This window comes from Streptomyces sp. NBC_00104, from assembly GCF_045160825.1.
Taxonomy (GTDB): Bacteria; Actinomycetota; Actinomycetes; order Streptomycetales; family Streptomycetaceae; genus Streptomyces.
This window is the reverse complement of the sequence record NZ_CP108215.1, coordinates 2,537,345-2,563,540: the sequence shown is the minus strand read 5'-3', so window position 1 is coordinate 2,563,540 and position 26,196 is coordinate 2,537,345. Positions and strand designations below refer to the sequence as shown.

The 26,196-nt window shown below is 69.5% G+C and carries 17 protein-coding genes; 9 read left to right on the top strand and 8 right to left on the bottom strand.

All coding sequences use genetic code 11. The features are described 5' to 3' along the window. Positions 1–59 precede the first annotated feature (59 nt). Positions 60–1,730 (top strand): Hsp70 family protein, encoded by a 1,671-nt coding sequence (locus OG272_RS11095; RefSeq protein WP_405893175.1) that lies wholly within the window; start codon positions 60–62, stop codon positions 1,728–1,730. A gap of 57 nt (positions 1,731–1,787) precedes the next feature. Here OG272_RS11095 and OG272_RS11090 read toward each other — a convergent pair whose 3' ends face one another. Continuing rightward, the gene (locus tag OG272_RS11090) at positions 1,788–4,982 is read right to left on the bottom strand and encodes a helicase-related protein (RefSeq protein WP_405893173.1); all 3,195 of its coding nucleotides are present in this window, start codon (positions 4,980–4,982) and stop codon (positions 1,788–1,790) included. Positions 4,983–5,772: 790 nt separating this feature from the next. On the opposite strand from OG272_RS11090, the gene OG272_RS11085 reads away from it, so the two are divergent. The 4 genes from OG272_RS11085 (at position 5,773) to OG272_RS11070 (ending at position 9,536) form a co-directional block, all read left to right on the top strand. Further along, positions 5,773–6,486 carry a DsbA family oxidoreductase gene (locus OG272_RS11085; protein WP_405893171.1) on the top strand — a complete coding sequence of 238 codons (714 nt, stop codon included), beginning with the start codon at positions 5,773–5,775 and terminating at the stop codon, positions 6,484–6,486. A 130-nt stretch (positions 6,487–6,616) separates the two neighbouring features. Next, on the top strand, positions 6,617–7,666 hold the full coding sequence (locus OG272_RS11080) for an aminotransferase class V-fold PLP-dependent enzyme (protein ID WP_405893169.1): 1,050 nt from the start codon (positions 6,617–6,619) through the stop codon (positions 7,664–7,666). Positions 7,667–7,720: 54 nt separating this feature from the next. Beyond that, complete coding sequence (locus OG272_RS11075) at positions 7,721–8,329, top strand: sigma-70 family RNA polymerase sigma factor (protein WP_326583706.1); 609 nt, start codon at positions 7,721–7,723, stop codon at positions 8,327–8,329. A 76-nt stretch (positions 8,330–8,405) separates the two neighbouring features. After that, positions 8,406–9,536 carry a maleylpyruvate isomerase family mycothiol-dependent enzyme gene (locus tag OG272_RS11070; RefSeq protein ID WP_405893168.1) on the top strand — a complete coding sequence of 377 codons (1,131 nt, stop codon included), beginning with the start codon at positions 8,406–8,408 and terminating at the stop codon, positions 9,534–9,536. 107 nt (positions 9,537–9,643) lie between these two features. Here the strand turns inward: OG272_RS11070 and thpD are convergent, their stop codons facing one another. The 5 genes from thpD to OG272_RS11045 form a co-directional block, all read right to left on the bottom strand. Beyond that, on the bottom strand, positions 9,644–10,558 hold the full coding sequence (gene thpD / locus OG272_RS11065; RefSeq protein WP_326583708.1) for an ectoine hydroxylase: 915 nt from the start codon (positions 10,556–10,558) through the stop codon (positions 9,644–9,646). A gap of 7 nt (positions 10,559–10,565) precedes the next feature. Then, entirely contained in the window at positions 10,566–10,970 is a 405-nt protein-coding gene (locus tag OG272_RS11060) for an ectoine synthase (protein WP_326583709.1), read from the bottom strand. Positions 10,971–11,019: 49 nt separating this feature from the next. Then, on the bottom strand, positions 11,020–12,291 hold the full coding sequence (gene ectB, locus OG272_RS11055) for a diaminobutyrate--2-oxoglutarate transaminase (protein ID WP_328222717.1): 1,272 nt from the start codon (positions 12,289–12,291) through the stop codon (positions 11,020–11,022). 60 nt (positions 12,292–12,351) lie between these two features. Then, positions 12,352–12,882, bottom strand: a complete 531-nt coding sequence (gene ectA, locus OG272_RS11050) for a diaminobutyrate acetyltransferase (RefSeq protein WP_326583711.1) — start codon at positions 12,880–12,882, stop codon at positions 12,352–12,354. Between the two features lie 340 nt (positions 12,883–13,222). Continuing rightward, complete coding sequence (locus tag OG272_RS11045; RefSeq protein WP_328222715.1) at positions 13,223–14,320, bottom strand: aminotransferase class V-fold PLP-dependent enzyme; 1,098 nt, start codon at positions 14,318–14,320, stop codon at positions 13,223–13,225. Positions 14,321–14,573: 253 nt separating this feature from the next. On the opposite strand from OG272_RS11045, the gene OG272_RS11040 reads away from it, so the two are divergent. The 4 genes from OG272_RS11040 (at position 14,574) to OG272_RS11025 (ending at position 18,253) form a co-directional block, all read left to right on the top strand. Then, the gene (locus OG272_RS11040) at positions 14,574–15,428 is read left to right on the top strand and encodes a transporter substrate-binding domain-containing protein (RefSeq protein WP_327730333.1); all 855 of its coding nucleotides are present in this window, start codon (positions 14,574–14,576) and stop codon (positions 15,426–15,428) included. 2 nt (positions 15,429–15,430) lie between these two features. Then, positions 15,431–16,264 (top strand): amino acid ABC transporter permease, encoded by an 834-nt coding sequence (locus OG272_RS11035; protein ID WP_328508215.1) that lies wholly within the window; start codon positions 15,431–15,433, stop codon positions 16,262–16,264. Beyond that, positions 16,261–17,097 carry an amino acid ABC transporter ATP-binding protein gene (locus OG272_RS11030; protein WP_405893165.1) on the top strand — a complete coding sequence of 279 codons (837 nt, stop codon included), beginning with the start codon at positions 16,261–16,263 and terminating at the stop codon, positions 17,095–17,097. Before OG272_RS11035 ends, OG272_RS11030 begins: the two co-directional genes overlap by 4 nt. A 64-nt stretch (positions 17,098–17,161) precedes the next feature. Continuing rightward, the gene (locus tag OG272_RS11025) at positions 17,162–18,253 is read left to right on the top strand and encodes an amidohydrolase family protein (protein ID WP_328222711.1); all 1,092 of its coding nucleotides are present in this window, start codon (positions 17,162–17,164) and stop codon (positions 18,251–18,253) included. A 1-nt stretch (position 18,254) separates the two neighbouring features. On the opposite strand, the gene OG272_RS11020 is transcribed toward OG272_RS11025, so the two are convergent. Both OG272_RS11020 and OG272_RS11015 read right to left on the bottom strand, forming a co-directional pair. Next, positions 18,255–18,800 (bottom strand): Imm1 family immunity protein, encoded by a 546-nt coding sequence (locus OG272_RS11020; RefSeq protein ID WP_326583716.1) that lies wholly within the window; start codon positions 18,798–18,800, stop codon positions 18,255–18,257. Positions 18,801–18,835: 35 nt separating this feature from the next. Beyond that, a complete protein-coding gene (locus OG272_RS11015) occupies positions 18,836–25,891 on the bottom strand; it encodes a DddA-like double-stranded DNA deaminase toxin (RefSeq protein WP_405893163.1) in 7,056 nt (2,351 codons plus the stop codon). Between the last annotated feature and the right edge of the window lie 305 nt (positions 25,892–26,196).

Here is a 26,196-nt window from a genome sequence, read left to right as displayed (position 1 = left end):
ACAGTCGATTTCCGCTGCCGGGACGGAAGCCCGGCAGCCAGGGGCCATGGAGGACATCGGTGCAGCATGACAAGACCTTGATCGGTATCGACTTCGGTACCGCGACCACCTTGGTGAGTCAGCGGCTCCCCGGTGGTGCGCCGGAGAACGTGCCGATCGGTCACGGTACGGCCTGGATGACGAGCGTGATCGCCGTTTCCCCCTCTGGTGAGCTCCTGTTCGGCGAAGGCGCCGAGGCGGCGGCCGGGGCCTCGGCGCTGCGGTCGGTGAAGCAGTGCATCACCCTCGGCCTGACGCCCAATGCGCTGCCTGGCCAGGAGCGGGGCAGCAGGGTCCGCCAGTCGGCGGACACCCTGATCAAGCAGCTGCTGGAGCATGTGCTGCTGCGTGCCAGGGCGGCCGGAGCGGACACGGAGGATGCCCATTTCCGCCTTGCCTGCCCAGCCATCTGGGACGGACCGCAGCGCAGGCGGCTCGCCACTCTGGCCAGGGCCGCGGGCATTCCGGTGGCTGTCGGGGACATCGTCGACGAGCCCGTGGCCGCCGGACTCGCCTGGTCGGAGGGGCTTTACTGGGAACTCGGGGAGGACCGGCCCGACGGAACCACGCTGGTCTTCGACTTCGGCGGGGGCACCCTCGACATCGCCGTGGTGGAGGTCACCGAATCACTCCAGGACAGCGCCCCCGAGCTCACCGTGCTCTCGGCACGCGGTGTGGCCAGGGCAGGTGACGCGCTGGACCTCCGGATCGCCCGGGATCTGGAACAGGACTTGGAGGCCACGGGCATATCAGTGAACCGGATGACTGATCCCTCCACCCTCAGGGCGCTGCTCGTGGCGGCGGCTCGACGGCTCAAGGTGCTGCTGTCCGACACGCGGTACGACGAACAGGCGGTTCCCGTCGGCGGCGGATACACCAACCTGCCGCTGCTCACCTATACGCGCCAACGGCTGGAGGAGGCCTTCCGGCCCCAGATGGAGGAAGCCCTGGAACACGTCAGGGCCGCCCTGTGCGAGGCGCGGCTGCGCAGGCGCACGACGCCCGACATCGCGCGTCTGGCCCGTATGCCGCTGTCGGAACTGGCGACCGACGTGCAGCACGTGCTGCTCGCCGGCGGCATGTCCCAGGTGCCTCTGGTGCGTCAGGCCTTCGAGGAGAAGTTCCCCCATGCCGAGGTGGGGTTCGACAGAGCGTTGGAATCACCGGAGCAGTCGGTCGTGACCGGCCTGGTGGTGCACAACTACCACCGGCTCAACCTCCCCCGGCCCGGCTTCGACCTGGTGCTGGAGTGGGACGACTCCGACAAAGGCCTACGCAGCGAACTGCTCTATCCCGCCTTCCAACCCCTCTACACCCCGCATCAGGTGATGCGCCGCGAGGAACTGGCCCATCGCTGGAGGGGGACACCGGATGTCCAAAGGGTCACGAAGGCCCGGATTCGGGCCATGGCGGTGGACGGGGAACCGATGGACTTCTCGGTGGAGGGCAGCACACATCCGCATCTGCCCGTCGTACTTCACCCGAGGACGGCGTTCTCCCTCGCACTGCGGCTCAACGGCGAAATGATCGTGCATGATTCCTCCGCCCAGCCCATGACGTTCAGGGTGGAGAGATGGCCTGTGCTCCGGGCGGGAGAGCAGGGGGCGATCCGTCTGACGCGTGTGCGAAGGGGCGTCCAGGAAAACCAGCGGCTGTCCTTCACTGACCTGTATTCCCATCCGTGGCAGTGAGGCGCCCGGCGGTGGCCCCGGGTGTGTACCTGACCACCGCCGGCGTCCGGCGTCCGGTCAGTCCCCTTCGACCAGAACGAGGGCGACCGTCTCGGTGGACAGGCTGAAGCGGGCTTCCCGCTCCATCTGCGCCAGGAGGGCGTCCCGCCGGGTCTCCAGGTGAGTCACCCGGCTCTCGTGGAGGCGGCGGATCGAGGGGTGGTCCACGTCGTGGGCGAGACGACGGGCCCGCGCGATCTTCACGTGGAAGGTGTCCCGCACCGTCGCGAGTCGGCCTTCGGCGAGCCGCGTGTTCTCGGCCTCGTAGAGCCGCTTGGTCGTGCGCTCCTGCACGGCCGCGAGGGCCTGTACTTCTGCCAGAGTCTCGGCGAGCAACTCGTCGATACCGGCGGGCAGCGGCTCGTCGGCGTGGGTGAGTTCACCGCGGGCGAGGGAGGTCAGCAGCGCGGTGCCGACCTCGGGCACCTCTCGCAAAGTCCCGGTGTCGACCGCGGTGGTCCACAGCTCGCGGCGCGAACGTGTGCCGTCCGTACGCGCCAGCCGGACCTCCACCAGATAGCGGGAGCCGGGTGGCAGGCCCGGCAGCCGTACCCGTCCGTAGCGCAGAAGCAGCTCCGGGCGCTGGTCGTACCACCACTGGGCGGCGCGCACCAGCGGATGGCGGATGCTGAGCAGCGGAACCCCGCTCGCCGACGAGGTGGTCGCGGTGAAGCAGGCGCGCATCGGTGAGCCGCTCTTGAGTCGGGCCAGCAGATCGCCGCGGGGGTGAGGGAAGGCGCCCGCGTCCATCGCCTCGTACATCGCCTTCAGCAGGTCGCTGCTGCCAGTGATGTCCACCAGGTCGTCCTCGTGGGGGACTTCACGCAGCAGGCCATACCCGCTGTCCATGAGGAAGGACTCGACGAGTCCGCGGATCTCCTTGGGGCCGAGGTAGCGCCCCTTGCCCGGGCTGGTCTCGTCGAAGCCCTCGATGAGCAGGCCGTCCAGGCCGGTGAGGAGAGCCTGCGCGTCGTTCAGTGTCTCCAGGTCCTTCTCCCGGTCCACCCGCGCGACCGCGATGCGGTCGACCTGGCGGCGCCGCTGCTCCGGCGTGAGTTGAGGGTCCAGGACGATGCGGTGCAACTCCTTGAGGTGTCCGCGCAGGATCGGTTCGAGTTCTCCGATGGAATCCTGGAAGACCCCGATGCGCATGTAGAGGCGCTGGAAGATGTCGGTCTCGATGGTGCCGGGGACCTGCATGTTGAAGATGAAGATCTTCTCGTGCTGCTGGCCGAACCGGTCGAGGCGTCCGATGCGCTGTTCGACCCGCATGGGGTTCCAGGGCAGGTCGTAGTTGACCAGGACGTTGCAGAACTCGAAGTCCAGGCCCTCGCTGCCCACCTCGCTCACCAGGAGCAGATCGAACGCGCCGGCACGGAAGTCCTTCATGATGCGTTCCCGCTCGACCGGCGGGGTCTTCCCGTGCATCACCCGCACCTTGAACTCAGGAGCCAGCCTCTCCTTCAGGTACTCCAGGGTGCGGGTGAAGAAGGAGAAGACCATTGCCTGCCGCATGCCCTTGGCGCGGGCGCTTTGTAGCATCTGCGCGAACCGCTCGAACTTGGTGTCCACGGGGAGCTCCCGCAGCAGGGAGCGCAGCGCCGAGAGATCGTCGGCCTGCTCCGCAAGTTCACGGGCGAGCTTCTCGGGGGAGGCGGCCGATCTCCTGGCGTTGTCGTTCGGGGTGTCCTCGGCGTCGTCGACGACCCCCGACTCGTAGAGGAGTTCCTCGACGGCCTCTTCTTCGGCTGGCCGGGGCGAGAAACGCTCCCTCAGTCGCTGCTGCATTGCCGGGATGCAGCTGGCCGCCTGCCGCAGCCACATCTGCGCGGCGAAGCCGGCGGCCGTGCCGCTGCGGGCGGCGCGCTCCAGGCACCATCTGTGCAGGGTGTCGTAGAAGGCGCGCTCCTGCGAGGTCCAGGTGACCGCGATGTCCTCGGCCTCGCGCAGAGCCTTGCGGTCGGGTGTGTCGGCCTTGCGCGTACGGTTGACGACACCCGCCAGGGCGTTGAGTTCGGCGATGCACCGCCGTGCCTCGGCGCGTTGTTGAGGGGCCAGCGGCGCGCCGGTGCTCAAGAGCTCCCGCAGACGCCGGAACTCCGGCCGTCGAGCGGTGATCTTGCCGTACGCGGAGGTCTGGACCCGCATGAGCCGGGAGTGCAGGGCCCGAGCGCCGTCCGGAGCGTCCGCGCCGCCCTCGGAGAGGCCGACGGCGACCGCGTTCAGGTGGCGGTTGGGCTCTAGCTGGTTCTCGAAGACCTTGGGATCCGGGAAGGACGCCTCGTCGAGGAGGTGAACGAGGTTGTAAAGGTCCTGGTTGCCGAGGTTGAGCGGAGTGGCGGAGAGGAAGATCAGGGCATCCGCCCAGTCGGCGAGCAGGGCTGCCGCGGCATGGCTCCGGCTGCTCGCGTTGCGCAAGTAATGAGCCTCGTCCACGATCACGAGGTCGAACCTGGGCTGGAGGTCGGCGAGCTCATCGAGCTGCCCGGCCCGCCGGAGTCGTTCCAGGGACACCACTCCGGCGAACGGCTCACTGGTGTCCCCGCTGCGGACCAGCTCCACCAACTCCGTCATGCCCTCCTTGTCGAGGACACGCAGGTGTCGGTCGAAGCGGTCGCGCATCTCGTTCTGCCACTTGGTGACGAGTGCGGCGGGGCACACGACGAGCCCTCGGAAGTGCGTGCCACCACGTCGTCCCGAGGTCCGCCGCAGGTGGGTACGCTGCTCCAATTCGTTCCAGATCAAGCCCGCTTCGATGGTCTTGCCGAGACCGACTTCGTCCGCGATCAGCAAACGCTGGCGGTCCGAACTCATCAACTTGAGCACGGGCCGGAACTGATAGGGCCGGAACACCGTGCGGCTCGACTGGTACGAGTACACAACATCCGTGAGCGGTGTGCTCAGCTTGGCGAGGGTGAGAGCCAGCGCGGTCCGGTCAGCGGGAGCGGGCGGACGGAAAATCCAGTCCTCGGGCTCATCCGCGCTGGGCGGAAGCGCCTCAAGATCCTCCTCGAACGCCATACGGCGACCGCCGGTCGCGTCCTGCAACCGGTACTGGACGCTTCCGTCCCGCGTCGGCGTCGCCTTGAGTACGGTGAAGGTCTCTCGCCTCCCCGCCAGACGCACGAGGTCGCTGCGGGCGAAAGCGGGTGTGACCTCGTCGGGGACAGCGGCGCACCATTCCCGGTACTGGAGAAGGGCCCGGTGAAGCATGTGACCGTCGTCTATGTCACGGAGACGCTTCCGCTGGGGAGCAACGGCATCTCCACCGCTACCCAACGCGAATCCGACGAGAACCCCGCCGGCTCGCGACTCAAAGAGGTAGATGCCGCGGGGCAGCCTGCTCCGGGTGTCGCCGCCAAGTGCTCGCGGCACGGGATGCTGTCGTGCCGCGGGTACCGGGATCCGTTCGGAGTACTCCGGGCTGTCGTAGAAGAAAAGCTGCGCCTCGCTGAGCGCTTCCAACGCCGTCCCTCCGGTCGGATCCCCCCAGGGGATGTACCGCAGTTGGAGCCGGTCGTCATCGAGCGGCGCCCCTGCCGCTGTTGCTGATGTCTCCCTCATCCCGCTCCCCTGTCTGCTGGACCCCCTGCCCGGGCCCTCAAGCGGATCAGTTCCCGCCGCCTGGGCGGGGCCCGAGTGGTCCAGCTTGTCGAGCTGGCCAACAGAGGGATCGCGATCCCCTTGCTGCCGGGCTCATGCATGAGCCAAAGCCTCATCACAAAGCCGTTTTGGCCCGCGCAAGACTACTTGGTAACACTCAGTGGCTACCCGTCCCCTCTGCGAGAACTGCCAGCACTTGTCGTCCTCTGCCTCGGGCCTGCCGAGCAGGCATACGAAGCGACATCCTTCGACCTGGTCACGGACGGCTTTCGAGCGTGTCCGGGAATGAGCGTGTCCGGGAATGAGCGTGTCGGGGAATGAGCCAGGCTGCTTGAACGTTCACCAACCGTAGAGGCGGAGGCCGTCTCCGTACCCGTACGACCTGGAGAGAGCTGACACCATGCGCGTCGAGATCTGGAGCGACATCGCCTGCCCCTGGTGCTACGTGGGCAAGGCCCGCTTCGAGAAGGCGCTCGAGGCCTTCCCGCACCGCGACGGCGTCGAGGTCGTGCACCGCTCCTTCGAGCTCGACCCGGGCCGCGCCAAGGACGACATCCAGCCGGTCCTCACCATGCTGACCAAGAAGTACGGGATGAGCGAGGCCCAGGCCCAGGCCGGCGAGCGCAACCTCCGTGAGCAGGCCGCCGCCGAGGGGCTCGCCTACCGGGCCGAGGGCCGTGACCACGGCAGCACCTTCGACATGCACCGCCTGCTCCACTTCGCCAAGGAGCAGGGACGGCAGAGCGCGCTGCTCCAGGCCTTCTACCGGGCGAACTTCGCCGAGGAGCGGTCCGTGTACGCCGACGCGGACGGCTATCTGGTCGAGTTGGCCGTCGAGGCGGGGCTGGAGGAGGGCGCGGTGCGCAAGGTGCTCGCCGATCCGGCCGCGTACGCGGACGCCGTCCGGGCCGATGAGCGGGAAGCCGCCGAGCTCGGCGCCAACGGGGTGCCCTTCTTCGTACTGGACCGGAAGTACGGGGTGTCCGGGGCTCAGCCCGCGGAGGTGTTCGAGAAGGCTCTCGCCCAGGCGTGGGGGGAGCGGCCGCCGCTGAAGCTGGTGCGGGCGGAGGGCGCGGAGGCTTGCGGGCCGGATGGATGTGCCGTGCCCCAGTAGTTCGAGAGGCCGTCCCGCGCCCCCTGAGGGAGCTGCCGTCCAGGTCAGCCGCCATGTATAAGCAATGCTTGGGGAAGGCGCGCGAAACATCTCCATGGACGTGGGGTCCGCGCGACCCCACAGTGGTGTCATGGAGACCTTCGAGAGCCTGGTCCGGACCGAGTTCGCCCCGAAGAACACCTACCTGAACACCGCGAGCACGGGGCTGCTGCCGGCCCGCGCGGTGGACGCGATGAAGGCCGCGGTGGAGTCCGTGGCGGCCGGGCAGCCGCAGGACATGTTCGCCGACGTGGAGGCCGCGCGGGCGGCGTTCGGGCGGATCGTCGGGGTGCCGGACCGCCGGGTGGCGGCCGGGGCCTCGGTCGCCGTCTACAGCGGGCTGATCGCCGCCTCGCTGCCCGAGGGCGCGGAGGTGCTGACCGCCGAGGCCGACTTCGCGTCCCTGGTCAACCCCTTCCATGTGCGCGACGACCTCAAGGTGCGCCAGGTGCCGCTGGAGAGCGTCGCGGAGTCGGTGCGGCCCGGCACGGCGCTCGTCGCGGTGAGCGCCGCGCAGTCCGCCGACGGCCGGGTCGCCGACCTGGGCGCGATCCGAGAGGCCGCGCGGGTACAGGGGGCGCGTACGTACGTCGACGCGTCGCAGTCCGCCGGCTGGCTGCCGATCGAGGCGGACGCCTACGACTACGTCGTCTCCGTCGCCTTCAAGTGGCTCGTCTGCCCGCGCGGGGTGACCTTCCTCGTCGTCCCGGAGGACCTCGGCGGCCTCACCCCCCTCTTCGCCGGCTGGGTCGCGGGGGAGGAGCCGTGGGACAGCTGTTACGGCCCGGTCGAGGAACCGGCCCGCTCCGCCCGCCGGTTCGACGAGAGCCCCAGCCTGTTCTCGTACGCCGGTGCCCGCCGCTCCCTCGCGCTGATCGAGGAGCTGGGTGTGGCGAACGTACGGGATCACGACCTCGCGCTGGCCGACCGGTTCCGTGCCGGGCTCGCCGGGCTCGGCCACGAGCCGGTTCCGGCGCCCGGGTCGGCCATCGTGTCGGTGCCCGGACTGGGCCACCGCCAGGCGGAACTGAGCCGCGCGGGGGTCGAGGTCTCCGACCGCGCGGGCCATCTGCGGGCCGCCTTCCACCTGTACAACACGGGCACGGATGTCGACCGGCTCCTGGACGTCCTGTCCGGCTGACTTACCGGACCCACTGGCGCGGACCGCGCCAGGACGCTAGGAAGGCATCACGAGGTGGTGGTGCCGGTGGAGCCGACGCTCGAACAGCCGTCCATCGATGTGGAGTTGCATCGGCGGCTGGTGTACGGGGACGAGTCCGCGCTGCGTGAGGTGTACGCGGCGTACGGGGGACTCGTCCGGCGGGTGGCCGTCCGGGTCACCCGCAGCCCGGCGGCCGCCGAGGACGTGGCGCAGGAGGTCTTCGCACAGCTGTGGAGCAGGCCGTACGGCTACGACGCGCGCCGTGGCTCGCTGCGCACCTGGCTGTCCATGGTGGCCCACCGGCGGGCCGTGGACTGGGTGCGCGGCGAGGCCCGGCACCGCAAGGACGCCCGCGCGGACGACTCGGAACTGCACGCCATCCCCGACACCGGGCCGGGCCCGGACGACGCGGTCGTCGACCGCGAGCGCTCCCTTCTGCTGCACACCGCCCTCGCCGAACTCCCGCGCCCCCAGCGGGAGGTGGTCCACCTCGCCTACTTCGCGGGCCGCACCTACCGCCAGGCCGCCGTCGAACTGGGCATACCCGAGGGCACCGCGAAGACCCGGCTGCGCTCGGCCCTGCGCAAACTGGCGGAGTCCCTGGCGGACCCACCGGACCCCGCGGCGGTGAGGGGCGCGTGATGGGGGCGCACGGGACCGTCCGGACCGCGCGGGTCCTGCGTATCGTGGACGGGGCAGGGCGAAAGGGCGGCGCGCGATGACCAACGACCACGACGGCGTACGGGAGCTGCTGGCCGCCTGGGCCGTCGGCGCGCTCCCACCCGGCGACCGGCGGGCGGTCCCCCTGCACCTGGCCGACTGCGAGTCGTGCGCGGCGGAGGCGGAACGGCTTCGCGACACCGTACGCCTGCTGGACGGCACGTTCGGGCCGGCGCCGGGGGCACGTCCCCTGTGGGGCGGTGCTCCGGGCACCGCACGGGACGGCGCCGCGGGAGCCGCACCGGAGGGAGCCGCAGGTGGTCCCTCCGACGGTGCCGGGGCCGCACCGGGCGGCGCCGTGAACGGGAGCGCCGACGGCGTCCTCGCGCTCGCCCTCCGCTCCCGCCGCCCCCGCGCCGCCGAGATCGCCCACCACGCGGCCCCCTACGCCGCAGCCGTGGCCGGACTCCAGGCGCTGGTCCCGGAGCTGGCCGGCCGCTGGGGCACCCCGGTGGTGCACGACTGGGACGCGCACGCCACCGTCGCGCACCTCGTCGCCGCCGACGAGCACCTCGCCGTACGCCTCGGCGTCGACGCGCGCCTGCCCGCCTCGCACATCCCGGAGGGGATCCCCGCCGGGGAGGCCTGGGCCCGGCGCACCGCCGACGTCATCGCCCACGAGCACGGGCGCACCCCCGCGGAGACGCTCGCCACCTGGGCCGCACAGGCCGCCGCGCTGCTGGCCACCCCGGAGGCCGCCGATCCCGAACTCGCCGCCCGCGCCGTCACGGTGATGGGTCTGCGGCTGCCGGTCGCCGACCACTTCGTGATCCGCGCCTTCGAGGCCTGGATCCACACGGACGACATCGGCCGTGCCCTCGGCCTGGCCGTCCCCCCGCCCCCCGGCGAACACCTCTGGTCCCTCGTCCGCCTGGCCGTCCGGATCCTCGGGCTGGCCCTCCACGACGCGCCCCCCGTCCTCTTCGAGGTCACCGGGCCCACCGACACCAGCTGGATCCTCGGCTCCGACACCGGGCCGGTGCACGCCGAACTCACCCTGGACCCCGTCGACTTCTGCCTCCTGGTGGGCGGCCGCTACGCCGCGGACGAGGTACCGAGGGGGATCACGGGAGACGAGGGCGCCGCGAGGACCGTACTGGAGAGGGCGGCTTCACTGGCGTGGCTGTGACTGTGAGAGGGGGCGCGCCTGAGCCGTAGCCGGCCGGGACGCGCGGAAGGGGCCGGGCGGTCGCCCAGGGGTGGCGACCGTCCGGCCCCGTCAGGGGGACTGCGGGCTCACTTCACCGGCGTGAAGTCCCGTGCGCCGATGAACTCCGGCCGACGCACCGGCGCCGAGAACGGCTCGACCGCCGTGTTCTCCACGCTGTTGAAGACGATGAAGACGTTGCTGCGCGGGAACGGCGTGATGTTGTCGCCGGAGCCGTGCATGCAGTTGCAGTCGAACCAGGTCGCCGAACCGGCCTTGCCCGTGAACAGCTTGATGCCGTACTCGGAGGCCATGGCCGTCAGCGCCTCGTCGGACGGCGTGCCGGCGTCCTGCATCTGCAGCGACTTCTTGTAGTTGTCCTTCGGGGTCGCCCCCGCGCAGCCGAGGAACGTCCGGTGCGAGCCGGGCATGATCATCAGCCCGCCGTTGGTGTCGTGGTTCTCGGTCAGGGCGATCGAGACGGACACCGTCCGCATGTGGGGCAGACCGTCCTCGGCGTGCCAGGTCTCGAAGTCGGAGTGCCAGTAGAACCCGGACGCGCCGAAGCCCGGCTTCACGTTGATCCGCGACTGGTGGACGTAGACGTCCGACCCGAGGATCTGCCGGGCCCGCCCGACGACCCGCTCGTCACGCACCAGCCGCGCGAACAGCTCGCTGATCCGGTGCACCTCGAAGACCGACCGGATCTCCTGCGACTGCGGCTCGACGATCGAGCGCTCGTCGGCGCGGATCGCCGGATCGGCGACGAGCCGCTCCAGCTCCTGCCGGTAGACGGCGACCTCGTCCGGCGCGATGAGCTGCTCGACGGGGAGGAAGCCGTCGCGCTCGTAGGCCTGGAGTTCGGCGAGGGAGACCGGGCCGGGCGTGGCGGGGGAGCCCCAGACGACCGGGTCCTGACGCGGGACCGAGACTTCGGTGGCCCCGCGGCTGGGGTAGAGGTCGGGAACGGTGGTGGCAGTGTTCATCGTGGTGGTCGTGGTCATGGTGATGTCACACCTCCTCGGGCTCGGTGATCAGCGGATAGACGCCGTTCTCGTCGTGGTCCTCCCGTCCGGTGACGGGCGGGTTGAAGACGCAGAGGCAGCGGAAGTCCTCCTTGACCCGCAGCGTGTGCCGCTCGTGGCCGTCGAGGAGGTACATGGTTCCGGGCGTGATCGTGTAACTCCGCCCGGTCTCCTGGTCGGTGAGCTCGGCCTCGCCCTCGACGCACACGACGGCCTCGACGTGGTTCGCGTACCACATCGACGTCTCCGTACCCGCGTACAGGACCGTCTCGTGGAGGGAGAAGCCGACCCGCTCCCTGGCGAGGACGATCCGCTTGCTCTCCCAGGTGCCGGACGCCGACTTCACGTGCCGGTCGGTTCCTTCGATGTCCTTGAACGAACGGACGATCACGGTGTTGCGATGCCTCCTCGATAGGTGTTTCGGATGATCCGTCGGGGCCTCAGACGGTCTCCCGCACGGCGCGGGCGAGGACGCGCAGGCCCTCGTCCAGCTCGTCGGGGGTGATGGTGAGGGCGGGCAGCAGTTTGACGACCTCGCTCTCCGGGCCGGACGTCTCGATCAGCAGCCCGAGTTCGAAGGCCCGCTGCGCGATGCGTCCCGCGCGCGCCTTCTCGTGGAACTCGATGCCCCACACCAGCCCGCGCCCCCGGTACTCCTTCACGTCCGCGAGGTTCTCCTCGGTGATCGAGATGAGCGCCTGCTCGACCTGCTCACCGCGCTCCCGGGTCTGCTTCTCCATCGCGGAGCCGTCCGCCCAGTACGTCTCCAGGGCGGCGGTGGCCGTGACGAAGGCCGGGTTGTTGCCGCGGAACGTGCCGTTGTGCTCGCCCGGCTCCCAGATGTCCAGCTCGGGCTTGAACAGGCAGAGCGACATCGGCAGCCCGTAGCCGCTGATGGACTTGGAGACGGTGACGATGTCGGGCGTGATGCCCGCCTCCTCGAACGAGAAGAAGGCGCCCGTACGACCGCAGCCCATCTGGATGTCGTCGACGATCAGCAGCATGTCCTGCCGCTCGCACAGTCCGGCGAGCGCGCGCAGCCACTCCGGGCGGGCGACGTTGATGCCGCCCTCGCCCTGGACGCTCTCGACGATCACGGCGGCGGGCTTGTTCAGTCCGGAACCCTGGTCCTCGAGCAGCCGCTCGAACCACAGGAAGTCCGGGACCTGCCCGTCGAAGTAGTTGTCGAACGGCATCGGCGTCCCGTGGACGAGCGGAATCCCCGCGCCGGCCCGCTTGAAGGCGTTGCCGGTGACGGCGAGCGACCCGAGTGACATGCCGTGGAAGGCGTTGGTGAAGGACACGATGGCCTCGCGCCCCTTCACCTTCCGGGCCAGCTTCAGCGCCGACTCCACCGCGTTGGTACCCGTCGGCCCCGGGAACATGACCTTGTACGGCAGATCGCGCGGCCGCAGCACCAGGTTCTGGAACGACTCCAGGAAGGCACGCTTGGCGGTCGTCGACATGTCGAGCCCGTGCGTGACGCCGTCCCGTTCCAGATAGTCGATCAGCGCGCGTTTGAGTACGGGGTTGTTGTGGCCGTAGTTGAGTGACCCGGCGCCGGCGAAGAAGTCCAGGTACGCGTGGCCGTCCTCGTCGAACATCCGGCTGCCCTGCGCGCGGTCGAAGACGGTGGGCCAGCCGCGGCAGTAGCTGCGCACCTCGGACTCCAGGGTCTCGAAGACGCTCAGGTCGGGCTGGGTGATGGTCACGTCGAATCGCTCCTCGATGCGTGGGGGGAGGGAAGAGGGGAGGGGGAGTGCTGGTGGGGCTCAGGGGGAGAGCGGGCCGATGCGGTGGAGCACCTCGGGCTGGTGCGGGCCGTCCGGGAAGTCATCCGCCTCGAACAGGACCGTGCGCTCGACGGTCGCGCCATGACGCTCGGCGTACGCGGCGAACAGGCGCTCGGAGGCGGTGTTGCCCGGTGTGATGGTGGTCTCGACGGTGGTCAGGGGGTGCCGTCGCGCGACCCGCGAGGTGAGCCCGTCCAGCAGCGCGGCCGCGAGCCCGAGCCCCCGGTGCGCCTCGTCGACGGCCACCTGCCACACGAGCAGGGTGTCCGGCCGCTCCGGCCGCACGTACCCGGTCACGAACCCGACCGGCTCCCCGGTCTCGTCCCGCGCCACCGCCGAGGTGTCCGCGAAGTCCCGGCACCACAGCAGATAGCTGTACGAGGAGTTCAGGTCCAGCGCTCCGGAGTCCCCGGCGATGCGCCACAGCGCAGCGCCGTCCGACACGTCCGGGCGGTCGATGCGAATCCCTTTCGCGGTTTCCGTCAGTGGTTCTGCTTGTGCGGCAGTCATGGGGCTTGAATTTACCGATGGGAATTTCGAATTGCATCGCCGCGCGGGGTTACGTATCGGTCGCCCATGTGTTATCACGCGGGCGTGAGTGACCCAGGGATACGTGGTCGATGTGATGGTGTTTGCCCGTAAATTACCGCACAAAAGGGGTGCGTTGTGGAGTCGGTCACACGCGCGTAACCCTCACGAGATCTGCTCGAATCAGCCCCGTCAGTGTTCGCGAAACCTTTGCGTTTAGGTGAGGGGATAGCGGGCAGAAGAATACGGGATTCTCTTCTGGGAATTCCACTGAATTCCTCCCGGGAAAACGGCCCGCAATTCCCTCGGCCGAGCGGTACGGCTACGTCCAGGCCGCCGCCGCACGACGGGCCCCCTCCAGGTCGACCCCCGCGCCGAACTCCGTCAGCGCCGCCCCCAGCCCCGCGAGGCAGGCGTGCACGGCCCCCGGGGTCGCGTCGGGGCCGTAGTGGTTCACGCGGACCATCTCCGAGGCGAGGGCGCCGCCGCCCGCGGCCAGCGGCAGGGCGGGGTCCGCGGCGAGCGCCTTGGCGACCAGCTCCGACGCGTCGACCCCGGCGGGCACCCGCAGGGTCGTGGCGACCGGCGCGGCGTCGGCCGCCTCGTGGACGTACGGCTCCAGGCCGCCGCCCAGCGCGAGCGCCCCCGCCCGGGTCGCCGCGGCGGCGGACGCGTGCCGGGACATCACCGCGGCCGGCCCCTCCGCCTCGATGCGCTCCAGACAGGCCTCCAGGGCGAGCATCTCCAGCTGGGCGGGAGCGTGGAGGAGGGTGCGGCGGCCACCGTCGATCCAGCGCTCCTTCCAGTCCAGGAGGGAGAGGTACGAGCGGCGCGGGGCCCGCGGGTTGGCCGCCATCCGCGCCCACGCCCGCTCGCTCACGGAGATCGCCGACACCCCGGCCGGCCCGCCCATGGCCTTCTGCGCCCCGATGACGCAGAGGTCGACACCCCAGGCGTCGGGCAGTACCGGTTCGGCGCCGACGGAGGCGACCGCGTCCAGGTAGAGGAGGGCGCCGTGCGCGCGGACGACCTCGCCGATCTCCGCCACGGGGTTGGTGTTGCCGGTCGCCGCCTCCGCGTGGACCAGCGACACGAAGTCGATCGCCGGGTGCTCGGCGAAGGCCTCCCGGATCCGCGCGGCCGTCACCGCCGTGTGGAAGGGCACCGCCAGGTCGACGACCGTCGCCCCGCAGTCCCGCAGCCAGTTCCCGAAGGTCTGCCCGTACGGCCCGGTGATCACGTTCAGCGCGGTCGTGCCGGGCCCGGCGGCCCCGCGGATCGCGCCCTCCAGCGGCAGCAGCGCCTCGCCCTGAGTGATCACGACGTCCTGCTCGGTGGAGAGCAGCCGGGCCACCCGGTCCTCGATCGACGCGAAGCGCGCCGCGCTCAACGGGGCCAGATCCAGAAACGGGTGCGTCACGGGGTGCTCTCTTCGCTCACGGGGTAGATGGTGTCGAGGGTAGGCCGAGGCGGATCGACGTGAGTCGAGCGTCATCGGCGTCCCCGAGCACCCTGCGCCCACCGACCGAACCGACCCCCTCACTCCTCTGCCGATGACTTCTGAGGCCGAACGGCTCAGCAACCATCGGAATGGTTTGAGAGAGTCAAACATCTCCTTATAATCGGATGTCTGTGTGTCATCGTTTCATCAGTTCCCCACTGGAGGTCTCCCCGTGAACTCGGTCCTCGGACGCCGGACCCGCATCCTGGCCGCCACCACCGCGACGGCCGGGGTACTGCTCGTGGCCGGCTGTTCCTCGGACGGCGACGGAGGCGGCGGCGGCACCAAGACCGCGGCCGGCGGGGTCGAACTGGTGAAGGGCGGTCAGCTCACGACCTGCACCCACCTCCCGTACCCGCCGTTCCAGTCGGAGATCGACGGCAAGGTGCAGGGCTTCGACGTGTCGCTGATCGACCTCGTCGCCGAGGACCTGGGCGTGAAGCAGGAGATCCTCGACACCCCGTTCGAGAACTTCAAGACGGGCGCCTTCCTGAACTCCGGCGAGTGCGACCTCGCCGCGGCCGGCATGACGATCACCGACGAGCGCAAGAAGAACGTCGACTTCTCCGACCCGTACTTCGAGGCGACCCAGGCCGTCCTCGCCGCCAAGAAGACCGACATCCGCTCCTTCGCGGACCTCAAGGGCAAGAAGGTCGGCACCCAGGCGCAGACCACCGGCGAGGACTACGCGAAGAGCCAGGGCCTAGACCCGGTCTCCTTCGAGTCCTCCGACGCCGTCCTCAACGGTCTGCGCGCCGGCCAGGTCGACGCCGTCGTCATCGACTACCCGGTCGTCCAGGGCTGGCTGAAGGACGCCGAGCTCGCCGACACCTACGCGGTGGCCGAGCAGGTCAACACCGGTGAGGAGTACGGCATCACGGTGAAGAAGGGCAACACCAAGCTGCTCGCCGCCATCAACAAGGCGCTGGCGGACGCGAAGTCCGACGGCACGTACAAGAAGCTGTACGAGCAGTGGATCGGCCCGTACGACGAGGACGCCGCCTCCGCCTCCCCGTCCGCCTCATGAGCGTGACCGACCCGGACACACCGCTCCAGCCGAGGCGGAAGGGCCTGAGCCGGAGCCGCAGGCGCGCCCTCTCCCAGGGTGCGCAGTACGCGCTGTTCGTCGCGGCCGTCGTCGCCTTCGCGGTGTCGGCCGACTGGGCCCGGCTGAAGAACCAGTTCGCCCAGTGGGACATCGCCGAGGAGATGTTCCCGGACGTCATCACGCTGGCGCTGAAGAACACCGTGCTGTACACGCTGTCCGGCTTCGTGTTCGGACTCGTCCTCGGCATGGTCATCGCGCTGATGCGGCTGTCGTCGGTGGGCCCGTACCGCTGGTTCGCCGGTGTGTACATCGAGATCTTCCGGGGCCTGCCCGCCCTGCTGATCTTCATCTTCATCGGCGTCGCCGTGCCACTGGCCTTCCCCGGCACGGAGATCCCCGGCGGCACGTACGGCAAGGTGGCCCTCGCGCTCGGCCTGGTGGCCGCCGCGTACATGGCGGAGACGATCCGGGCCGGCATCCAGGCGGTCCCCAAGGGACAGATGGAGGCAGCACGTTCGCTGGGCTTCTCACCCGCGCGCGCGATGATCTCGATCATCATTCCGCAGGCGTTCCGGATCATCCTCCCGCCGCTCACCAACGAACTGGTCCTCCTGTTCAAGGACTCCTCGCTCGTCCTGTTCCTCGGCGTCACGCTGGAGGAGCGCGAACTGTCCAAGTACGGCCGCGACCTGGCCAGCACGACAGCCAACTCCACGCCGATCCTGGTCGCCGGCCTGTGCTACCTGCTGGTGACCATCCCGCTCGGCTTCGTCGTACGCCGTATGGAGGCGAAGGCCCAGGAGGCCGTGAAATGACCGAGAAGACCCTGGGCGAGAAGTCCCTCGGCGGGCGCCCGGAGATCGAAGTACGCGGCCTGCACAAGTCGTTCGGCGCCAACGAGGTGCTGAAGGGCATCGACCTGGAGATCCGGCGGGGCGAGGTGGTCTGCGTCATCGGCCCGTCGGGCTCCGGCAAGTCGACGCTCCTGCGCTGTGTGAACCTCCTGGAGGAGCCGACGAAGGGCCAGGTCTTCGTCGGCGGCACCGAGCTGACCGACCCGGACGTCGACATCGACGCCGTACGCCGCCGGATCGGCATGGTCTTCCAGCAGTTCAACCTCTTCCCCCACCTCACGGTGACCGAGAACCTCACGCTGCCGCAGCGCCGGGTCCTGAAGCGGGACAAGGCGCGGGCGGCGCGGGTGGCCGCCGAGAACCTGGAACGCGTGGGCCTGTCGGAGAAGGCGGACGCCTACCCCGCCTCCCTCTCCGGCGGCCAGCAGCAACGTGTGGCCATCGCCCGCTCGCTGTCGATGGGCCCCGAGGTCATGCTCTTCGACGAGCCGACGTCGGCGCTGGACCCGGAACTGGTCGGCGACGTCCTGGCGGTCATGCGCATGCTGGCGAACGAGGGCATGACCATGATGGTGGTGACCCACGAGATGACCTTCGCCCGCGAGGTCGCCGACCGTGTCGTCTTCATGGACGACGGCGTCGTCGTCGAGGACGGCGCCCCGGCCCAGGTCATCGGCAGCCCCCGGCACGAGCGCACCCGTCACTTCCTGTCCCGCCTCCTGGACCCGGCGATGGCGGACGTGGAGGAGGAGACGCCGGACCAGGTGGGCAAGGCCGAGCAGCCGGACGGCTAGTGCCGCGGCAGGCGACGTCCGCCCCGTCGCAGACGTTGCCTTCCGCGGCACTAGGGTGCGGTCCATGAGCGATGAGCCGGTGCTGCATGTGAAGGGCCGGGTCCTGGCCGGACCCGAGGACGTCCGCGACGAACTGTGGGTGGTGGACGGCCGTATCTCCTACGACCGTCCCGCCGCCGCCCGCGACATCCGCACGGTCGAGGGCTGGGCGCTGCCCGGCCTGGTCGACGCGCACTGTCACGTCGGCCTGGGCACGCACGGCCCGGTCGACGTCGACGTGGCGGAGAAACAGGCGCTGACCGACCGCGACGCGGGCACGCTGCTGATCCGTGACGCGGGCTCCCCCTCCGACACCCGCTGGATCGACGACCGCGACGACCTCCCGAACATCATCCGCGCCGGCCGCCACATCGCCCGCACCCGCCGCTACATCCGCGACTTCGCCCATGAGATCGAGCCGGAGGAACTCGTCGCGTACGTCGCCCAGGAGGCCCGGCGCGGCGACGGCTGGGTGAAGCTGGTGGGGGACTGGATCGACCGCGGTGTCGGAGACCTGACCGCGTGCTGGCCCCGGGAGGCCGTCGAGGCGGCCATTGCGGAGGCCCATGTGCTGGGCGCCCGGGTGACCGCCCACTGCTTCGCGGAGGACTCCCTGCGCGACCTCGTCGAGGCGGGCATCGACTGCGTCGAGCACGCGACGGGGCTGACCGATGACCTGATCCCGCTCTTCGCCGCGCGCGGGGTCGCCATCGTCCCCACACTCGTCAACATCGCCACGTTCCCGTCCATGGCGGCCGGCGGCGATGCCAAGTTCCCGCGCTGGTCCGCGCACATGCGCCGCCTCCACGAACGCCGCTACGACACCGTCCGCAACGCCTACGACGCCGGAATCCCCGTCTACGTCGGCACCGACGCCGGCAGCTCCCTCCCGCACGGCCTGGTCGCCGCCGAGGTCGCGGAACTGGTCACCGCCGGAATCCCACCCGTCGAGGTCCTCGCGGCGACCACCTGGGGCGCCCGCGAGTGGCTGGGCCGCCCCGGCCTGACCGAGGGCGCCCCCGCCGACCTGGTGGTGTACGAACGGGACCCCCGCACCGATGTACGCGTGCTGGGGGTCCCGCTGCGGGTGGTGCTGAACGGGCGGGTCGTGGGCTAGGTCAGGCGAACGGGTCGGCATTCTCGACGAGGTCCACCAGCGGGGCCTTGTCGAGACGTTCGCCGTTCAGGTGGCCTTGGACCCAGCGGACGCATCGCGGTCTGTCTCCCGTGTCCGTGCGGCAGAACTCCTCGACCGCCGCCCGCACTTGCGGGACGGGCAGAGTGCTGCACGGATCATGGAACAGTGGGTAACCGGGATCCGACACGACCCGAGGGTCGAAGTCCGGCGGCTGGGGATTGTCGGACACCCAGACGGACTCGTGGATGCCGCCCTTCCTGGGACTGTCCTCGGTGACTCCCCAGACCAGGCCTCCGTACCCGGTCGACCTGTTGACGGCGACGCGCAGGTAGTTGTCTCCCACCGGACGACTGTCGTCGTGCCGTTCCTCGGACAGACTGAACCATGCGTCCTGGCCCGGGTTGTACCACTGACCCGTCCGGCCCTCCGATTCCAGGTTCTCCAGCACCTCAGTGATGAGGCGGGCCTTCTCCTCCCAGGTCTCGGCGTGGTGCCAGGCACGGCCGTACGAAACGTTCAGAATCACGGTGGCTCGACTCCCCGGTGGCGCTGACTCGGCCCTCATCGGGCCCGGCCCCTCAACGGTACGTTCGACATTCCGCCTGCCGCGTTCGGGAACCACACATTGAGTGTCGAGCCCTGGGGGAGGATGGCGGCGACTGCGTTGGTGCAGGAGAACGGACCCGTGCATGGGCCGCCGGCATGGTTGATCACCAGGTCTGCCGACGTCACCCCACGCTGCCGCATGAACCACGCGACGGTTGTCTCCACGTGTGTGGCCGACGCATGGGGACCGGACATCGGGTTCGTGATGTCGGGGGAGTCCATCAGGAAATCGTTGATGTCATCGGTGACACCGCTCCTGCCGCTCTGGACGGGCTGTCCCACCCGGGACACACCACTGTCGCCGATGTTGACGACCTGTCCTCTGGTGGGGTCACCGGGGCCGCGAGACCCCAGGCTGCCGGCGACATCCTCCAAGCCGCAGTTGTGGACCAGGACCGGGGTGGCCCCGGCGAGCACGTGGTAGGTGTGCACGCCCGCGACGCCGAGGTTGTGGACGGTCGCCGCGGTGGTGCGCGTCGCGACCGCCGTGATCCGGATCCAGCTGCCGCTGCCCGTGCTGAGCCACTGGCCGGGTTCCAGTTCTCCGGCCTCGACCCACTGGCCGACGTCGGGCAGCCAGAACGGGTGGCCGTCCGTGGCCGTGATCGTGGAGGTCTTGTCGCCCGCTCGGCCGTCCGTGTCGACCGTCAGCGTGACCAGGTGCTTGGTGCCCTCCCCCTCGATCGTGCGCGTGACTGTCCGGGACTGTGCGTCGTCCGTCTCCACGTCCGACGCCGCGACCTTGTCGCCGATCTCGACGTCTTCGATCGGCTTCGTGGAGCCGTCGGCCATCAGGACCTCGGTGCCCGGCACGAAGCTGTTGCCGACCTTGCAGGCACCGGTGGCCGGCGGCGCATCAGGGACCTTCGGCGGGGCCGGAGCCGGAGCGGGGGCCGGGTTGGCCGCCGGTGGGTTGGCCGCGCTCGTGGGCGGTGCGTCGGCCGCGCCTGCCGACGGTGGATTGGCGCCCCCGGTGGACGGTGTCGCCGCACCCGACGGGACGTTGCGGCCCACGTCGCTCGCCGTGTCCAAGGCCTCCAGCGCCTCGTCCCCGTACTTCGCCACCTTCGCCGCAGTCGCCCCGTACCCCGCGAACGGGATCGCCGAGGCACAGGACAGGGCGGCGTCCACGTACTCGCCCTCGGCCGCGTACCAGCCGCAGTTGGCCAGGTCCGCGACCTCGCCGACGACCGGGATCAGGCCGACCACGTCCAGCGCCGCGTGCCCGATGTCCGACCACGACAGGCCGAACAGGTGACCGTCGATCTCGATGAACGAGATCGGGTTGCCGCCGGCGAACGCGTAGCGGTTGCCGGTGTACGGGTCCATCGTCAGGCCCATGTCCGCCAGCGCGCCGCCGTACATGTCACGGGTGAGGAAGCGGTTCAGGCCCGGGTCGTAGCTGCGGAAGCCCATGTCGTACGTGCCGGACGTCGTGTCGTAGCGCTTCGAGTTGAAGCGGTACGAGTTGTACGGCTCCGAGGGCTCCCCGCCGCCCGCTCCCGGCTTGTCCGCGCCCGTGAACTGGGCCGTGTCGTTCTTGCCGTACGCGGTGTACCCGTACGTCGTCTTGGTGTCGCCGTCCTTGTCGGTCAGCGCCTCGACGTCACCGTGCGGGTGGTAGAGGTACTGCGTGGTCTCCGGGGACGCGCCCTCATCGTCTTCCTCGTCCTTGATCTGGGTGAGCTTCTGGCCCCAGGAGGCGTACTGGAAGGAGGTGACGCCCTCGTCCGTCACCTCCTCCTTCAGGGAGTTCGAGGTGATGCCCAGATACGTGAAGAGTGTCGTCTTCGCGTCGTCCCCGCCGACCGTCTCCTTCACCGTGCGGTCGAACGCGTCGTACGTCATGCGGGTCGTCTTCGCCGACTCCCCGCTGCCCGCCGTGATCGACTCCGGGCGGTCGAAGCCGTCGTAGCGGTACTTCTGGATCGTCTCGCCGCCGAAGGAGACCGTGTCGAGGCGGCCCAGCGGGTCGTAGTTGTACGTGGACGAGGCGCCGTCCGCCGTCGATGTCAGGAGGCGGTTGCGGTCGTAGCGGTGGGTGGTGGTCGTGTCGTCCACCGTCTGCCAGACCACGTTGCCCGCGGAGTCGTGCCGGTACTCCTCCGTCTTCTCGTCGTCGCCGGACTTCACGACCTTGGCTATGCGGTCCTGCGGGTCGTAGGTGTACGCGTACGTGTTGTCGATCGTCTCGCCGTGGTCGTCGGCGTCCATCAGCTTCAGGACGTCCTGGGCCTTGTGTCCGTTGGCGTTGTACTTCAGGGCGTGTTCGGCGACCACCGACCCGTCGGACTTCTTCTCCGTGGTCTTCTTCGTCGCCCCGTCGAGGTAGTAGTCGATCGACAGGACGTTGCCGTTGGGCTTCGTCTGCTTCGCCAGCTCGCCCCGGGCCGTGTACTCGACCGAGGTGACCTGACGGTCGTCCGCCGTCGGCGACGCCGCGTTGGTGATCCGCTCGACCCGGTCCAGGGCGTCGTACTCCAGCTTGCTCCAGGTCAGGTCGTGGGTGGTGGTGAGTGTGTTGCCGTTGGAGTCGTAGGTCAGCGCGGTCGTGTTGCGGACGGTGTCACCGTCGTGCTCGACGACCTTGGTGAGCTGGTTGAGTTCGTCGTAGTCGAGGGTGTAGCGGTCGGTCTCCACACCGGGGCTGGTGTCGGTGATCTCGGTCTGGTTGCCGTTGGCGTCGTACCGGTAGGAGAAGTCCTTCTTCTCGTTGTCGGTGTCGCCGGTGTTGTCCCGGACCAGCCGGACCGCGTCCGCGACCACCGTGCCGGTCGCCTTGTCGGTGAGGGTGACGGCCTGGCCGGTGTCCTCGCTGAAGGCGTATTTGCCCAACGACCGCCATTCGCCGGGGAGTTCGGACTGGTCGAGAGTCTTGGTCTCCGTGCCGTCCTTGTGCTTGATCTCGTAGGCGGCGTCCTTCGCCGCCCCGTCGACCTCCGGGTACTGGACGTAGACCGTGTAGTCCCCGGACTGCGGGATCGTCAGCTGCCAGACGAAGCGGTCCTCACCCGAACCGGGCGCGTGAGTCTGCGCGTTGTAGCCGTACGAGCCTTCGGGGTCGACCTCCGCCCAGGTGCCCTGCGTCGCCGTGTTGTTGACGTCGCTGTTGTCGACCAGCGCGACCTGGAGGCCGATCGGCACCCCGTCGTCGGAGCGGGACTTCAGGGCGCCGCTCGGGTAGAAGGCGGAGTCGAGGGTGCGGCTGACCGAACCGCCCGCGCTGCTCAGGGTGTTCTGGATCTGCTGACCGAGATCGTTGTACTTGTAGGTGTTCTTGATGTCGAAGGCGTCGACGGAGGTCTTGATCCAGCCGGTGTCGAAGTAGGTGTAGTCCGTCTCGCTGCGGACGCTCTGGCCCTCGGACGGTGGGGCACTGACCTTCTTCACCCGGCTCAGCGCGTCGTACTCGTACGTCGTCCGGTCCGGTGTGTTGTAGCGGTCGTCGTCCGGGTCGTACGGGGTCAGGGTCTCCTTGACGCGGTTCAGTTCGTCGTAGACGGTCTCGGAGGCGAAGTCCTTGTCGTTGCCGCCGGTCTCCATGCCGCGCGGGGTGATGACCCGGGTCTGGTTGCCGACCTCGTCGTACTCGAAGCGGGTCTTGCGGACAGGCCCGTCGTCGTGCGGGACGTGTGCCTCGACCAGTGCGGCGCGGGCATCCAGGACCAGATCGGTGCGGTTGCCGTCGGCGTCCGTGGTGGCGACGGTCAGCCCGTCCCAGTCGTAGGTGCTGGTCGTCGATGCGCCGGCCGCGTCGGTGGTCACCAGCAGGCGGTGGTCGAGGTCGTAGCGGAACCCGCTGGTGTAGTCGTCGGGGTCCTCGGTCTCGTTCTTGCGGGCGTCGACGACCTTCACCAGGTCACCGACGTCGTTGTAGACGGCCGAAGCGCGCTTGCCGGCCGCGTTGACCGCCTCGATCGGCTGGTACACCTCGTCGTACTTCGTGGTCGAGGTGAAGTCGCCGGGCTCCTCGGTCAGGTTGCCCTTCGGCTCCGTCGAGGTGAGCTGGTTGCCGACCTTGTCGTAGGTGAAGGTCGAGACACGTGCGGGCGAGCCCTCCTCGTCGCCCGGCTGCGTGGACTTCAGCAGCTGGTCCGCCGCGTCGAACCCGCTGCTGCTCGCCACCCCGTTGGGGGCGGTGAAGACGAGCGTGTTGTCGTTCCTGTCGTACTCCGGCGCGGGCGTGACGATGAACTCGCCGGCCTGCTGGTCCTTCGGCCTGCGGTTCTCCAGCGGACGCGCGAACACGTCGTACGTCTGCGTGGTCGTCGCCCCGTCGGCCTCCTGGACCTCGGTGACGTTGCCGCGTACGTCGTACGTCGTCACCGTGCGGTTGCCGAGGGCGTCCTCGATCACCCGGGGGTAGCCGGACGGGTCGTAGTCCGCGAACTTCGTGGTGTGCTCGCCTGCGTCGGTGGCGGAGGTGATCCTGCCCCGCGCGTCGTAGGCGTTGGTGGAGGTGTAGTCACCCTCGGGCTCGCTCTGCACGCCCTTCGGGTCGGTGACCGAGGTCATGTTGCCGCGCGCGTCGTAGCCGAACTGCCAGGTGCGGCCCTCCGGGGAGACACGGCGCACCAGGTCGGCGATGTAGCCGTTCTCGCCGGTCGCGTAGGTGAGGGTCGCGGCGGGCCGGTCGTTCTTCACCGACTCCGCGTCCCGGCTCTCCAGCGGGTAGCCGGTCCTGGGGTCGTACTTCCAGGTGCGGGCGGCGCCGTTGTTCTCCTCCAGACGCGTGACGTTGTTGTCCGCGTCCCAACCCAGCTTCGTGGTCCGCTTCTTGGCGTCGGTGAGCTTCGCCGGGCGGCCGTAGCCGTCCATCAGCTGCGTGGAGGGGTTGCCCTCGGCGTCGGTGACGACCGTCCGGGTCCCCTTGCCGTCGTGGCCGTCGGGGTCCGCGTAGCGGTACTTGGTCAGGCCGCCGAGCCGGTCGGTGATCCCCTTGGTGTACCCGAGGTAGTGCAGCTGATCCTTGTCGTCGTGCGGGCCGACGTAGTCCACCTCGGTGGCGTGCCCGCGCGGGTCGGTGACCTTGACCAGCTTCAGGCCGGGGTGGTCGAACTCCTTGCCGTAGTCGAACCTGAAGACCTTGCGGAGCTTCTCGGCGGCGTTGGCACCGTCCGTCAGCCGGGCCAGGAACCCCTTCTCGGTGAACGTGAAGTCGATCCGCCGCCCCGAGACGTCGGTGACGGAGCGGACCTTGTCGATGATGAACGGGTTGAGGAGATGCTTGCCCTCACGGACCTCGCCGTCCTTGTCGACGTACGAGTACGCCTCGCCCTTCTCCCAGTAGTCGACGGTGAGCGTGCGCCGCCCCTCGGCGTCGGTGACGTACTTCAGCAGCTTGGACGGGTGCCCGAGCAGCCGCTCCTCGTACGTGAACTCCATCCGGTTGCCGTTCTTGTCCACCTGGGCGCTCGGATAGCCCTGGCAGTCGAAGAGGAACCGGGTGCGGTCCGGGCGCAGGAACTCCCAGGCCTCCCGCTGGTGGGGCTTGAGCAGACAGTCCTTCTCCAGCTGCTTGACGCGGAAGTGGACTCCGGCGGGTGAGTCCCACTCGCCCTTCTTGTTCTTACTGAAGACATGGCTGGTGCCGTCGCCGTCGGTCAGCGTGATCTGCTTGGGCAGCAGCGCGGACGGGTGGAAGTCCAGCGGCGTGCCGAGTCGCACCGGCGAGGAGGCCTGCAGCGACCAGCCGTATCCGGCCGGAGTGCTGGACGCGTCCTGCGAGTTGTAGGCCAGCCGCAGGAAGGTCGAGAAGCCGAGCGACGGGTTCGAGAAGGAGCTGTACGACCACACAGCGTTGCCGGCGTGAAGGTTGCTCATCAGCGCCGAACCCGCGCCCGTGTTCTTCCCGGCGTACGCGTGGAAGTCCTCCAGGCCGAGCTGGTCGGAGGTCGGGTACTCGGCCGTCACCTCGTGCTTCGACGGCGGCACCCCGTCCGTCTCGGACAGCCAGTCGCCGGTGGCCTTCTCCCGCAGGTCCCACTCCAGGCCGAAGGTCAGCCGCTTGTCGAGCGGATCGACCAGGACCGGGGCCTTCAACTCGGCGTCGAAGGTGACCGTTTCGCCGGGCGCCACGTCCTTCGGCAGCGGGGTCGCGTCCTTGTTGAGGAGGTTGGTGACGTCCTTGCCGTCCAGCGTCCAGCGGTACGACAGGACGCGCTCGCCCTTCTTCCACACCGTGCCGGTGGTGTTGGTGAGGGTCGCCTCGACGGTGGCCTTCTCGCCGGGGATCATCCGCGCCGGCGTGTACGGCAGGAAGTAGGTCTCGCCCTCGGCGGCGGCGAGCGGCTTCTCGCCCTTCACCACCGTGCCGACGGCGGGCAGTTCGACCGTGCGCGCCGGGCCTGCCAGCAGCTTGCCCTGCTGGGTGCGGACGACGATCCGGTAGTGGTAGGTGCGGCCCTCACCCTTGCCCTCGCCGTCGAGTGCCGGGGGCGCGGTGCGGTCGGCGAAGGTCCGGGTGCCGCGGTCGACAGGGGAGAGAAGGGTCTCGTCGGTGGGGGTGAAGTCCTTCTTCGTGGAGCGGTGGACCTCGTACTCCCGCAGGTCCTTGCCCCGGTACGCGCTCCAGGCCAGGTCGGCGCCGCCGGCGTGCGTGGTGCGGGGGGCCGCGATACGGACGTCGGCGGCGGCGCCCGAGACTCCCCGGTGGGTGAGCGATGAGCTGCCCCGGGCACGGTCGAGCTCGATGCGGGGCGGCTTGTGGTCGTCGCCCCGGTCGATCTTCTTGTCGTCCTCGTCGTCGCCGAAGAGACGGTCCAGGAAGCCGGGGTCGTCCTTGTCCTCGGCGAGTTCGCTGGCGGGTCTCCAGCCCTCGCGGGGATCGCTGGTGTCGGGTTCCACCGCGGCCGCGGGTCTTGCCTCGCCGGTTCCGGCGGGGGTGGCGGGCGCGGTGCCGATGATGAGGGCCGTCGCCACGGCGCCGACCATGGCGGCACGGAGACGGAAACGGCGGAGACGGACGCGGCGGAGGCGGATACGGACGCGGGTGTGGTCTAAGGCTGCCATGAAGGGCTCCTTGTTCCCCGTGGGCACAGGGGTCGCACAGGATTCGCCGGGCCCATCTGTGTACCAACACCCCCCAAAGGCGTGTCAATGAACATGTCAAATGGACGGGCGAGTTTCGGACTGCGAACGATGAGGAGAAGTCCTGCACGGATGCGTGGGGTGATGTGAAGCCGCAGGAACGGGGCGACCGGTATCGGTCACGCCATCAGCTGCCTTTGTGTGTCAGGAGTGTTGACCGACTGCTGAAAACGTTTTAACTTCCCCTCACTCCGACTACGAGATGTGAGGGGGACCCGTGGCCGCTG